This is a genomic window from Edaphobacter sp. (genome assembly GCF_028283685.1).
Classification (GTDB): domain Bacteria; phylum Acidobacteriota; class Terriglobia; order Terriglobales; family Acidobacteriaceae; genus Edaphobacter.
This window is the reverse complement of record NZ_JAPWKF010000005.1, coordinates 73234-86335: the sequence shown is the minus strand read 5'-3', so window position 1 is coordinate 86335 and position 13102 is coordinate 73234. Positions and strand designations below refer to the sequence as shown.

The 13102-nt window shown below is 60.0% G+C and carries 11 protein-coding genes and 1 pseudogene; 4 read left to right on the top strand and 8 right to left on the bottom strand.

Features of this window, described 5'->3' with window-relative positions; genetic code table 11:
• Positions 1 to 28: 28 nt before the first annotated feature.
• The 6 genes from PW789_RS07475 to PW789_RS20075 all read right to left on the bottom strand — a co-directional run bounded on the left by PW789_RS07475 (position 29) and on the right by PW789_RS20075 (position 8584).
• Positions 29 to 1855 (bottom strand): ABC transporter ATP-binding protein, encoded by a 1827-nt coding sequence (locus PW789_RS07475; RefSeq protein ID WP_299373750.1) that lies wholly within the window; start codon positions 1853 to 1855, stop codon positions 29 to 31.
• 205 nt (positions 1856 to 2060) lie between these two features.
• On the bottom strand, positions 2061 to 3263 hold the full coding sequence (locus PW789_RS07470; RefSeq protein WP_299373747.1) for an OmpA family protein: 1203 nt from the start codon (positions 3261 to 3263) through the stop codon (positions 2061 to 2063).
• Positions 3264 to 3331: 68 nt separating this feature from the next.
• Positions 3332 to 5500 (bottom strand): translation factor GTPase family protein, encoded by a 2169-nt coding sequence (locus tag PW789_RS07465; protein ID WP_299373744.1) that lies wholly within the window; start codon positions 5498 to 5500, stop codon positions 3332 to 3334.
• Positions 5501 to 5882: 382 nt separating this feature from the next.
• A complete protein-coding gene (ligA, locus tag PW789_RS07460) occupies positions 5883 to 7982 on the bottom strand; it encodes an NAD-dependent DNA ligase LigA (RefSeq protein ID WP_299373741.1) in 2100 nt (699 codons plus the stop codon).
• A gap of 52 nt (positions 7983 to 8034) precedes the next feature.
• Positions 8035 to 8466: a hypothetical protein gene (locus PW789_RS07455; protein ID WP_299373738.1), complete on the bottom strand. Its 432-nt coding sequence runs from the start codon at positions 8464 to 8466 to the stop codon at positions 8035 to 8037.
• Positions 8467 to 8473: 7 nt separating this feature from the next.
• Positions 8474 to 8584 (bottom strand): hypothetical protein, encoded by a 111-nt coding sequence (locus PW789_RS20075; protein ID WP_367182501.1) that lies wholly within the window; start codon positions 8582 to 8584, stop codon positions 8474 to 8476.
• On the opposite strand from PW789_RS20075, the pseudogene PW789_RS07450 reads away from it, so the two are divergent.
• The 3 genes and pseudogenes from PW789_RS07450 to PW789_RS07440 all read left to right on the top strand — a co-directional run.
• Positions 8581 to 8799, top strand: a pseudogene (locus PW789_RS07450) (anthrone oxygenase family protein); the annotation flags it as partial. The gene PW789_RS20075 and the pseudogene PW789_RS07450 overlap by 4 nt on opposite strands.
• A gap of 46 nt (positions 8800 to 8845) precedes the next feature.
• Positions 8846 to 9886, top strand: a complete 1041-nt coding sequence (locus tag PW789_RS07445; RefSeq protein WP_299373733.1) for a metal-dependent hydrolase — start codon at positions 8846 to 8848, stop codon at positions 9884 to 9886.
• 133 nt (positions 9887 to 10019) lie between these two features.
• Positions 10020 to 10568 (top strand): DUF6580 family putative transport protein, encoded by a 549-nt coding sequence (locus tag PW789_RS07440; protein ID WP_299373731.1) that lies wholly within the window; start codon positions 10020 to 10022, stop codon positions 10566 to 10568.
• A 90-nt stretch (positions 10569 to 10658) separates the two neighbouring features.
• Here the strand turns inward: PW789_RS07440 and PW789_RS07435 are convergent, their stop codons facing one another.
• Both PW789_RS07435 and PW789_RS07430 read right to left on the bottom strand, forming a co-directional pair.
• Positions 10659 to 11315: a VTT domain-containing protein gene (locus PW789_RS07435; RefSeq protein ID WP_299373729.1), complete on the bottom strand. Its 657-nt coding sequence runs from the start codon at positions 11313 to 11315 to the stop codon at positions 10659 to 10661.
• A gap of 12 nt (positions 11316 to 11327) precedes the next feature.
• Positions 11328 to 11858 (bottom strand): MogA/MoaB family molybdenum cofactor biosynthesis protein, encoded by a 531-nt coding sequence (locus PW789_RS07430; RefSeq protein ID WP_299373726.1) that lies wholly within the window; start codon positions 11856 to 11858, stop codon positions 11328 to 11330.
• A 173-nt stretch (positions 11859 to 12031) separates the two neighbouring features.
• Here PW789_RS07430 and PW789_RS07425 point away from each other — a divergent pair, with 173 nt between their 5' ends.
• Positions 12032 to 13102, top strand: a complete 1071-nt coding sequence (locus tag PW789_RS07425) for an energy transducer TonB (RefSeq protein ID WP_299373724.1) — start codon at positions 12032 to 12034, stop codon at positions 13100 to 13102.

Genomic DNA, 13102 nt, shown 5'->3' with positions numbered 1-13102 from the left:
GTCCGTTGCGAACACCAACAATCAATGCTTAGCGGTAGCTCGCGGCCTGCATCTCAAACATGTCAGCGTACACTCCGCCAACAGCCATCAGTTGCTGATGATTTCCTTCTTCAATCAGACGGCCGCCCGAGAGCACCACAATCCGATCCGCCATACGAACGGTCGAAAAACGATGCGAGATGAGGAGCGCCATCTTGCCCTGCGTCAGCTCCGCAAAACGTTCGAAGACCTCCAGCTCACTACGGGCGTCCAACGCCGCCGTTGGTTCGTCTAGTATAAGCAGCTCTGCATCGCGCAGATACGCACGCGCCAGCGCAATCTTCTGCCACTCGCCGCCAGAGAGTTCGACACCACCCTCAAATCGTCGACCCAGCATCTGTTCGTATCCACCGGAGAGCTTGCCGATCACCGTATCCGCAAGACTCTTATGCGCCGCCGACTCCAGATCCGACTCCGAGTGTGGTTTATCCACGCGGCCTATCGCGATGTTTTCGCGTGCCGTCATCTCAAAGCGCACGAAGTCCTGGAAGATCACGCCGATGTTGCGATGCAGATCTTCCAGGGAGTATTCGCGCAGGTCGACGCCCTCCAACAGAATCTGTCCCTCGGTCGGATCATAGAGCCGCGTGATGAGCTTAACCACGGTGGTCTTGCCTTGCCCGTTCTCGCCGATCAGGGCAATGCGCTCCCCCGGCCGCAGCATCATGTTGAAGTCCTTCAGAACCCGGCGCGTCGTTCCCGGATAAGCAAAAGAGACGTTGCGAAACTCAAAGCCCTTTTCAATCGTCTGCGGGAACTTGCGTCCGTTTGGATTGGCATCCACGGTAGGCTTCATCTCAAAGAACGCCAGCAGATCCGTAAGGAAGAGAGCCTGATCCGCAATGCCCGACGCAGTAGAGAAGACCTGCTGCAGATTCGAGCTCGCCTGTTGAATCGAGGTCGTCAAAAAGTAGAACTGGCCGATGTCATAGTGACCCGCCAGCGTTCTCCAGATCACATAAATGTAAGCGCCGTAATAGCCAAGCGTGCTCACCACTCCCAGCAGACCGCCCAGCACCAGCTTGGAGCGCGCGAGTTCGACATCCTCGATGTAGATCTTGTCAGCAAGCGTCTTGAAGCGGTCGGTGAAGAAACGATGCAGGCCGAAGAGCTTAACCTCTTTGGCGCCATCGCGGCTTCCCGCGACCTGGCGCAGATAATCCATCTGCCGCTTGGCCGTAGTCTGGCGAAAGTTTTTCGCGTATCCAAGAAAAGCGAAGTGCGTTTCTCCAAGAAACGACGGCAGCACGCCAAGAAGAAGAAGCAGGACGAGCCATGGTGAAGCCAGCGCCAGTGCGGCCGAAAAGGAGATCGTCGTGATCACCTGTTGCACCAGCCGCCCCATCTGCTGAATCATTACCAGGCGATCGGTGGCCTGCACACGCGCCCGCTCCAGCCTGTCATAGAAGGTCGGGTCTTCGTAGGTCGTCAGATCCAGCTTCGCCGCCTGATCCATCACACGAACGCTGACCAGTTGTGTGTAGCGGTTGGCGAGAAGGGCGTCTGTATAGTCGATGGCTCGCATGAGCAAGCCAAGCAGGACGTTCAGGCAAACTTCCGCAGCAACCAGATACCAAAAGTGTTGCGGTAACGTCTTACCACGTAGACCGTCGGAGATACCGTTGAGGATGTATCCGGCGATCTTGGCGATCGCGAACGGAAGCAGCGCAACAAAGAGGCGCAGAATCAAGCCCCAGGTCACCACCCAGGGCCCGGAATCCCACAGGATACGGAGCACAGGCGGTACATTACGGAGCGCCTGCAGGCGCTCCATCCACGGGCTCGAGGCCTTTGTAGAGGTCGGTCGTTCACTCATAGTCTTGCTACGCTTCGCTTTTTATTTTGTTGCGGTTATCTCATGATAGGCCGCAACACGCAAAAAACGAGCCGCCCCACCACTCTTTGAGAGATGCGGGAATACACCCCTGCGTTGGTTGGGTTCCAGCAGGCAGAGCACTCGCTGCGGATGGCGGCACCCAGATCCGGCCGCCATCCCCGGTCATCCACAGAAGCGCTGAGCGTTATTTTTGCGTGACTCGCAATGCAATTCTGCGATTCGCCTGACGACCTTCCTCCGTGCTGTTATCGCCAACCGGATACTGATCGCCGTACCCTTCGGACTCCAACCGCGAAGCATCGATCCCCTTTGCCACCAGTGCATCCATCACGTTCTTCGCACGCGCGGCGGAAAGCGCCATATTCGCGGAGGCATCCCCTGTATTGTCGGTGTAGCCTCCAAGCTTTAGATTCACCTTCGGATAGGCCTTCAGAATTTCGGCAATATTATTCAGCTGCTCCTGGGATGTCGGCTGCAATGTCGCTTTGCCGGTGTCGAACGTCAGACGATCAAAGTTGAACCACGTCGTGCTATCGACCTGCTTCGAATCGTCTTTGAGGAAGGAGATAAGTTTATTTTCGACGCCGAACTCAGGAATATTCAATTCCACGCCATTGGGCAGAGAGGTCTTGAAGAAGTTGCCGAGTGACGCCATCGCCGATGAAGCGGCAGAGGACGTCGCGTCGGCAGTGCTCTGCATACCTTCTTTCACCGGCTCTTTTCCGCGATTGGAGAACCACAGCCCCAGTAGCAGCAACGCCGCCAGCAAAACAACCGGCCAAAGCCATTTACTGGTCGTCTTCGCAGCCTGTTCTGGCAATGCAGCCACAGACGTCCCCGGCAAACCACTTAGCAGGCTGCGAAATCCAGCGGGCAACAGCCCCTGCAGGCGGGGCGCTTCATCCTCCAATGCTCCAACCAGCGCCGCAGGACTCGCATGATTGCTACTGATGAACTTGCTCAATCCCCCCAGCACCAATGGGGCGGCCATGGTGAGAAGAGATCCTGCCTTTCCGGCTCCCATGCCGGAGTACTGCCCGATCGCGTCCGTCACCGCGCCCATGCGTGTGCCAAAGATCAGAGAGAGAAATTTGCTGCCCAGGTCCATCAGGGGCGAGGCAGCACCTGCTCCCGTGATCGCAGAGACAGGATTCGCAATCAACCCTGATATGGCTCCCGAGGTCTGCGGTCCGGTGAGCATCTCAAAGATCTGATTCATAACCCCCGGTTCGCCCGACTTGGCGACGAGCCCCGACAGCATCGCTGCCGCTCCGCCCTCCAGTCCGCGCTGAACCGTATCACTCGACTCGCCCATCTGCGAGGCGAGAGCCCCCGAAACCTGTGGCCCAAGAAAGCTCATCACGTTTTCCAAGATCGAACTCGACATATTAAGACTCCTCTCCAAATTTGTCTGGACGTGCATTGCGCATCTGGGCCCTCGTTATCTTTGCTTCTTTAGCTCTCCTCTTCCTCACTGGCCGGCCTCTTCGCCGAAGCAACAATCTTCTCCGTCAACTGCTGCGGCACAACGTCGTAATGATCCACCTCCATACGAAAGCTTCCACGGCCCTGCGTCATCGACGTCAGTATCGTCCCATAGCTGAGCATCTCGGACATCGGAACCTCGGCACGAATCGCCGTTGCCCCTACCGTGCTTTCCAATCCCTGAACACGACCCCGGCGACTGTTCAGATCTGCCATCAGAGCCCCGGCAAACTCCTCCGGAGCCTCAATCTCCACGCGCATCACCGGCTCCAGCAGCGCCGGCTTCGCCTGCTCCATGCACTTGCGGAAGGCAATACGAGCCGCCAGCTTGAATGACATCTCGCTGGAATCAACATCGTGATAGCTTCCGTCAAAGACCGTCACCTTGAAGTCGACGACAGGGTATCCCGCAACAAATCCTCTCGCCGCAGACTCGTGAATTCCCTTCTCCACTGCAGGCACGAATTGCCTGGGAATAGAGCCGCCAAAGATCTCGTTGGCAAAGACAATGCCACTGCCTCGCGGAAGCGGCTCCATGCGAATCCTGCAATCACCGAACTGTCCGTGCCCTCCAGTCTGTTTCTTGTGGCGTCCCTGCGCCTCCGCATGGCCGCGAATGGTCTCGTGATAAGGCACCTTCGGCGCCTTGAGCATGACCTCCGTGTGGTAACGCTTCTTCAGCTTCGAAACCAACGCTTCAATATGCGTCTGTCCGGCGCCAGCCACCAGGAACTCGTTCGTCTGCGGATCGCGATAGAAGCGCAGCATCTGATCCTCTTCCATCAGGCGGTGCAGCGCAGGCGCCAGCTTATCTTCATCGGCGCGTGACCTCGGTTCAATCGCATAGGTCATCACCGGCTCGGGCGCAGCGACAGCCTCCAGAAAGATCTCGTGCAATCGATCGCCCAGCGTATCTCCACTCATGGTTGTGCGCAGCTTGGGCACCGCACCCAGATCACCGGCGTGCAGCTCCGGAATCTCTGCAGCCCTCCGTCCCTGCATCACGGAGAGATGAGTCAGCCTCTCCGCCTCATGGCGTGTGAAATTCTGTACCGTCATGTCGTTCTTTACCACGCCGCTGACCACCTTAAAGAAAGAGATCTTTCCGGTGAAAGGATCGGACATCGTCTTGTAGACATAGAGGGCCAGGGGCTCCTTGTCATCCATGGGCCGCATCACCATCTCTTCGTGCGCCAGCGCGGCAAGAGCATCGGCAACCTTCGCCTCTCCATCGTGACCGGCTGGCGCCATGCGTGCCGCACGCGCAGCAATCGGCACTCGTTCCGACGGCGCTGGGGCATAAAGCTTCAGGTAGTCCAGCAGATGGTCCGTGCCGACGTTACGCAGACCGCTGGTATAGAGAACAGGGAAAACCCGATCCTCTCGGATGGCGTCATGCAGAGCCGCGACAAGATGTTCTTCGGGAATCGTGCCCTCGCGAAAGAACTCCTCCATCAGCTCGTCCTTTCCTTCGGCGACAAGCTCCACCAGTTGCTCATGCGCCTTCTGAGCATCGCGCTCAAACGCTGACGGGATTGCATCCGGCTCACCTCGGCCGCTTCCATCAGGCTGGTAAAAAAAAGCCTTCATCGTCACAAGATCCACGACACCGTGAAAGCCCTTGTCGTCGATGATCGGCAACTCGACCGGAACGACCTGGCGTCCCCATCGTGCCTGCATCGCATCAATCATCTGCTGCCGACCAACACCGCAGTCCGCCTTGGGATGATCGACCTGGTTCACGACAATCGCCCGGGGCAGCGCGATCTCCGTCGCATACTTCCACACGCGATCCGTCATCGTCTCCACGCCTGAGCAGGCATTGACCACAATCAGCGCGGACTCCACCGGCATCATCGCAGCGCGCGCTTCATGAACGAACATGTGAAATCCAGGCGTGTCGACGAGATTGACCTTCACTCCGCTCCACTCCGCGAAGGCCACGGCGTTAGCCATCGTCGTCTGCCGTGCCACCTCCTCGTCGTCATAGGCCGTGACGGCAGAGCCGTCTTCCACCCTTCCCAACTCGGGTGTCATCTTCGCCGCATGCAACATCGCCGCAATCAACGAGGTCTTCCCGCAATGCGCATGCCCCACAACAGCCACATTGCGAATGTCGGTTCCTGAATAGACTCTCATCGCGCACCCTCCCGTATCCGTCTATCGCCCACTGCGCTCGCGAGACGAAGCTCTTCGGTCTCACACGTGCGCCTCAAGTCAGAGCGGAAAACAAGTCCCCTTCGCTTATCCTTCAACAGGCTGTATTCGTAAAGAAACAGGAATAGACAGCGACATCTCATACCGCTGTTCTTCGCCGGCTTGCCGATCCATTGCAGCAATGGAGGCTCCCCCAAACCATATCGATCCGGTCCCCGGCTGCGTCGAATGCGCACACACCAAGGCCCGATTGCGGCCACCCACGAGCCGCTTTTGAACTCACCAGCGGACAGCGCCCCGTGCGAGAGACGGATGCTATCACACTGGATAACAGCCGAGTCAACGGAGTGGGCTGGCCAATGCCTTACGTCAGCATCTCCAGCAGGCCAGCCTCATCCAGCACGTTCACCCCAAGCTGCTGCGCCTTCTCCAGCTTCGATCCAGCATCGTCTCCGGCGACGACAAAGCTTGTCTTCTTCGAGACCGATCCCGACACCTTACCGCCCGCCGACTCGATCTTCGCCTTCGCTTCGTCGCGCGTCAGCGTAGGCAGCGTCCCTGTCAGCACAAACGTCAGTCCTGCCAATGCCGTGCCGACCACACGCTTCTCCGCCGTCACCGTCAGCCCCAGTGAGGCCAGCTCGCTCACAAGCTGCTGATTCTTCTCGATTGCGAAATATTCGACGATGGCCTGCGCCACCTTGGGGCCGACTTCGTTGACCGCCTCCAGCTCCTCCGCCGAAGCGACCATGAGTGCCTCCATCGAACCGAAGTGCTCAGCCAGCAGTTGCGCTGTACGTTCGCCTACAAAGCGCACGCCCAGCCCCAGCAGGACGCGGGCCAACCCGGCCTTCTTCGAACGCTCAATCTGGGCAAGGAGAGCGTCGGCTGTCTTTTCACCCACACGCTCCAGGCCAAGCAGCTGTTCCTGCGTCAGCCGATACAGGTCGGCGATGGTATGAACCAGGGCAGTACGCTCCACGACCGGCGCACCCTCCTCGCTCACCTCTTCCTCGTTCACCGATGCCGCGCTCTGCCCCAGCAGCTGCACCACCATCGCATCGCCTAAACCCTCTATATTCATCACCCCGCGCGCTGCCCAGTGCAGCAGCTCCTCCCGCACACGGGCGGGACAAGCATTATTGACGCAGCGCCAGTCGACCTCGCCCTCCACACGCATCAGTTCGCTGTCGCAGACCGGGCAGCTCTGCGGAAAGACAATCTCTTTTTTGCCGCGAGGATGATCCTTGTCTTCGACCACCTCTACGATCTTCGGGATGACGTCCCCGCCTCGCTCGACCTGCACATAATCGCCGATCCTGACTCCCAGACGAGCAATCTCATCGGCGTTGTGCAGCGTAGCGCGCGAGACCGTCGTTCCGCCGACCACAACCGGCGTCAGCGCCGCTACCGGCGTCACCTTGCCGGTACGCCCCACCTGGAACAGGACGCCTTCCAGCTTCGTCACAGCCGCACGCGCGGCAAATTTGTAAGCAATGGCCCAGCGCGGCGCCTTGCCGGTAAAGCCCAACCGTCGTTGCTGCGACGCGCTGTCCACCTTGATGACCACGCCATCGATCTCGTAGCCCAGCGTCTCGCGCAAATCCTCTGCCACGGCGATAAAGGCCACCACCTCTTCGATCGTCTTGACGGTCTTAGCATGCGCATTCACACGGAAGCCTGCAGTTTTCAGTGCCTGCAGCGTCTCCGTATGGCTCGGCAGCAGCGTCTCTCCATCACGCAGCAGAAAGTAGGCATAGAAGTCGAGTCTGCGCTGGGCAACGATATTCGGCTCCAGCGTGCGAATCGTTCCCGCCGCAGCATTTCGCGGATTCGCTGCGGGCGCCATGCCTGCCGCCACACGCTCCTCATTCATCTTCATGAAGGCCAGCTGTGGCAGCACAACCTCACCGCGAACCTCGAAGCTCTCCGGCAGGCCAGCCTCCTTAAGCTTCTTCGCCGCAATGCTCAACGGTACGGATCGGATCGTCCGCACATTCGTCGTGACATCCTCTCCGATCGTTCCATCGCCACGTGTCACGCCCCGCTCCAGGTGCGCCGAACCATGCGCACCCGGGCCATACTGAAGCGCCAGTGAAAGCCCATCCAGCTTCAGCTCGCAGACAAACTGCAGCTTCTCCGCGGCAGGCAAACCCGAGCGCACTCTCTGCTCCCAGGCACGCAGCTCTTCTTCGTTGTACGCATTATCGAGCGAGAGCATCGGCCGCGAGTGCGCCACCTTGGCAAAGCCCTCACGCGGCTTTCCGCCAACACGCTGCGTCGGCGAATCCGGAGTCACCAGTTCAGGATGGTCTGCTTCGAGCTTCTTGAGCCGGTTCATCAGCGCGTCGTACTGCGCATCGGTCAACTCTGGAGCGTCAAGAGCGTAATACAGGTGCTCGTGGTGCCGCAGCTCCTCGCGGAGCTCCTGAATCTGCTGGTCAGCGGTCAATGCAGTCGCCATAACGAATCCGATTATAGAGAGACGCGCTCCGGATCAATCCACAGATGGAAAGCTAGCCAAGCGTTTTCAGCGTCGGCTCCACCCAGCGCAGCCGCGCCTCAGTCGAACCCACCACATCGAAGTCATAGTACTCACGAAAGACAGCTTTCCTGGGCTCGAACATCGCTACCGCATGAGCCGCGAATGCAGCTCTCTCCATCGGCTGACACTCGCGCCAAAGAGAATCCAGCAGGCGTATCCACATCGCTGTAATGGTCTCGTGATACCCGCCGGTCTCCGTATTCCTCCCGCCGACGGATTCGTTGTAACGCCGCACGCACTCGCGCATCTTCGTAAGCGCCGACTCACGGCCAAGCTCCCGCACGTAGCACGCGCCGGTCAGCAGATGCGCACCGTGCGTCCACTGTTCTTTGGGCAGCGCACACCCCTCAAAGGCCGCGAGAAAGGCGTCTATCTCCATCTCCGTAACGGGCAGTGCGCACATATTGCCATCATAACCGGGCCTGCGAGCCCAGCCGGGCCAGGTGCTGGCGTCCCCACCCGCAGATGGCCTCGAGCACAGGCAGCAGCGTACTGCCGTACTCCGAGATGGAATAGAGCACGCGCCGAGATGGCGACAGTTCTGTGGGCGGCCACGATCGCGTACAGCGTTCTCCTGCTGGTTCCGATCAACAACCGTATCGCGGATCGCGGCGAAGGGACACCCCTCTCCGCGCGACTGGATGAACACAGGCGATGGGACAGAATGCACCGACTTCGCATCTTCTTCCTGCTCTTGGCGATGCTTCTTGCGACGCATACCCTGCTTCGCGCCTGACCCTTTGCGATGCAGAACGTCGCCGCACGCTATGCTGGAACTCACAATGGAACCTGTCACGCACTTCATGACCGGCGCCGTCCTTTCGCGCGCCGGTTTTAACCGGAAGGCCGCCTACGCCACCCTTGCCATGACGCTCGCCGCCGAAGCGCCGGATCTCGATGTTCTGTGGAGCCTGAAAGGCCCGGTCGCCGGCTTCGAGCACCATCGCGGCTGGACACATTCCTTTCTCGGCATACCGTTTGAGGCACTCGTCGTGGTGGGCTTTATCTGGCTGATCCATCGCTGGCGGCTCAGGCGCAATCCGTCGCTGAAGCTCGCTGCTCCCCTCAGCTGGCTACGTCTTTATCTCCTCTCCGTTGTCGCCCTGCTCTCACATATCCTGTTGGACTGGACCAACAACTACGGAGTCCGGCCCTTTGCCCCCTTCAATCCGCGCTGGTACGCCGGGTCCTTCGTTTTTATCTTCGAGCCCATCCTCTTTCTTCTCCTGCTGGCCGCACTGGTCGCCCCGGCACTCTTCGGGCTGATCTCCAGCGAAGTCGGCACGCGACGCCCGGCATTTCGCGGACGGGCATGGGCCATTGCCGCGCTCAGCGGCATCGTTGCGCTCTGGGGCCTGCGCTACGTTGAGCGCCTCAAGGCCATCGACCTCGCACGTTCCGCCGAGGACGCGCCCTCCACTATCCAACGGGCCACCGCAGACCCATATCCCTTCAATCCCTTCCGCTGGCAGACCGTCGTCGATCTGCCGCATTTCTACCGCGTCTCCACCGTGAATACTCTGAGGGGCGAGGTCAGCTCCAGCCAGCAGACCGACATCTACTACAAACCGCCCAGCACCCTGGCTGTCCTTGAGGCAAAACGAAGCTGGCTGGGCCACGTCTACCTCGACTGGTCACAGTACCCTCTGGTCAACGAGGCAGGAACCGACCGCTCCGGCCTCACCGCCGTGACCTTCCGCGATCTGCGCTTTCTCTACGATGACGGACTGCTCTCCGGCCATACTCCCCTGATGGGAGTCGCTTACATCAACTCCAACCGGCGCATAGATCACCTGGAGATGGACGGCCACGATCAGCCATGAGGACAACGAATCGGCCTGCACCGTAAAGAATCAGGTTCTGTTACCTTTGAGCGGTTGACCCCGCCGCCGCGAAACAAGAGAATCGTAAGAGCCGCTTCCTGCGGCTGTCTTTTCTGTTCTGAGGTTCAACGCCATGTCCGCCTATATCGCACTGATCGTCGCCGTTCTCAGCCGTATTCTTCCTTCGGCCTTCCACACCACCAGTGTCGGATTCACCGCCGTCGGTGGAAGCCTGCTCTTCTTCGGCGCCCGTCGGAGCCGCTGGCAGACGATCCCCGCCGTTGTGGCGCTGATGGCCACGGATTATTACCTGACCACCTTCGTCTACAGCTATCCGTTCCACGCCAGCGCCTACGTGGCCACCTGGGTCTGGTACGCCGCCGTCTGCCTCTTCGGACACCAGGTGCTCTCCGGCCGTCCCTCCGCGCTTCGCGTCGCTGGAGCTGTCCTGGCCAGCTCGACCTCGTTCTTCCTTCTGAGCAACTTCATGGTCTGGGCCGGAAGCCAGATGTATCCGCACACCGCAGCCGGGCTCAGCGCCTGCTTCGTCGCGGCCGTCCCCTTCTACGCCAACGACGCCATGTCGACCGCCATCACTGCAGCCGCCTTCTTCGGCCTGCCGGAGCTGGCGCGCAGCATCTCGTCCACCATGCAGGAAGCCTACGGCCGCCGCGCCGCCTAATCTCGTTCCTATCGAAATCTCGTTCCCTCAAAGGAAAAGGGCTGCCATCCTCAACAGATCGCAGCCCTTTTCCTTTGCAGGGAATCTTTTTTACGCTTCGGGCTCATCCTCGATCGGAAGACCCACGCCGCGGCGGCGGTCGAAGACCTTGCGCATCACCCAGTAGACCAGAAGGCCCACCAGAACTCCCGCGATGCCAAGCACATAGCTCATATGCGCCTTGAGGGCCAGCGACACGGTGTCGATGATCTGCTTGCCTAAGAAGATCGTTATCAGGGCCCAGGCAAGAAAGCGCAGGAACTTGCCCGTAAAGATCGCCATAAAGAACCAGAGTGTCTTCATCTCGAAGACGCCTGCGGCGAATTCGAAGAGCTTGACCGGCATCGGGGGAGGCATCATCGCCGGAATCATCAGGGCGAGGAACTCCTGGCGCTCGAAGCGGTCGCGCAGTTGTTCGTAACGCTTGCGGTTGATCCGCTTCATCAGGAAGAGCTCGCCTCCCGCACGTCCGATGTAGAACGGCAGAAGGCTGCCGATCGCCGAGCCCAGGGCACCCATAAAGCAATAGAGCAGGAACTTCGCCTTGTCATGAAGGATAAAGTCGATCATGAGTGCGTCGATCGGCACTGGAATCGCAGCCGAATCGAGCACGGACAGCGCACCGATCCCCCAGGCGCCAAAGGGCTTCATCGCCGCCATCAGGGCGCCGTTCAACTTGTGGAATAACGCAATAGGTCCAATTTTCACGGAACCTCTATTCTACCCGTGCCGCGAGGCCTCAGGTACCGCCGCGCCTTCGTGCTGGGTTCTGCCTGCGAGAAGGTCGACGGCATGCGGCAGCAGAGGAAGGATCGCTTCCAGCGAAGTCACTGCCCCAGAGGGGCTTCCCGGGAGATTGATAATCAGGCTGCGACCCCGCGTACCGCAGACGGCACGGCTTAAAGCAGCCAGCGGGGTCTGCTTCGCCCCCTCCAAACGCATCCGTTCGGCCAAACCATCGATCAGCCGCTCACAGACCCTGCGCGTCGCCTCAGGGGTCACGTCACGCTCGGCCAGACCGGTTCCACCGGTGGTCAGCACCAGCTCGGAAGAGGCCGCGGCAGCCTCCAGCACAGCCACAATCGCATCCAGTTCGTCGGGAACCACTTCGCTGGCAACCTCTGCTACTCCTGCCTGCTCAAGTAGATCGGCCACAGCAGGCCCGGAGGTATCCTGTCGGCTGCCCTGAAAGCAGCCGTCGCTGACTGTAATGACTACGGCTCGGACGCCGCTGGGAAACGCCAGCTTCATCCCGTCAGTCTACATTCCATCACTACGTCCTTTGTCGTATGAGGCCGTGCCCGGAGAGGTCCGGGGTGAGAAAATAATTGAGTCGGGCGTAACTGGAGACATCGAGCGGGGTTAATCTCCTCATCTCACAAGAGAAACTTACTTAGCTGCCAATCGTCTGACCTCATAGACCAATGCCATCACTCGAGACTCCGCCGAACTCCGCTCCCTCTACGCCTCCCTCACGGGTGCGGACCAACCGTTATGGCGATCTAGAGGAACATGAGCTCATCCACCTCCTCGACGCGCTGGATGACGAACGCGCGAAGGCCCGTTTCCGCGAGTCCGTTTATATCTCGGTCATCATCTGGCTGGCGATCGGGTGGTTCGTTCTTTACGGCCCACAGGTCATCTTCCACCAGCCGCGATTGATCAATCCGGCCGACGTGCTGAAGCAGCGCGACAAGGAACTGACCTACCTGGATATGCCGAAGGACATCGGCAAGCAGCTCCCCAAAAAGCCGACTAATGTCATGAGCGACAAGGACCGTGTGCAGCAGACGGCCAAGCCAACGCTCGACAAGAAGACGCTGGAGCAGCTGCAGGCGATGCGCCGCGCCGGAGCGCCGGGAGCTCAGGCAACAACCCCGACGCCGCAGCCTCCTGCGCCAGAGGCCGCTCCGCAGCAAGCGCAGCCGCAACAGGCACAACAGCAGCCCGCTCCGCAGCCGTTGCAGCAGCATGCTCCCCAGCAGCAGGCGATGGTCGATTCGCCTCACCCTGCGCCGACCAAACCCAACTTCGGTGGCCAGTCCATGTCCGCCGGTGACGCCATCCGCCAGGCAGCCCAGGCAGCAGCCCAGAACCGCGGCGGAGGCGGTGACTACGGCGCAAGCATCCCCGTTGCGCACCAGGGCCTCAATACCGGCGTCGATATTCTTTCCGACACCATGGGGGTCGACTTCAACCCCTATCTGCGCCGCATCCTGCATGACATCTACGTCACCTGGCTGCCTCTCATTCCAGAGGAGGCGCGGCCGCCGCTCAACAAGTCTGGCGAGACCCTGATCCGCTTCTCCATCCTGCCCGATGGACGCATCGGCATCATGCGGTTGGATGGTTCCACGCAGGACCAGGCGCTGGATCGCGCCGCATGGGGCTCGATCACCGGCGTAGGCCAGTTCCCGCCGTTGCCGAAGGAGTTTCACGGCCCGAACCTCGAGCTGCGCATTCACTACCTCGTCAACAAGAAGCCGCCGGAGTAA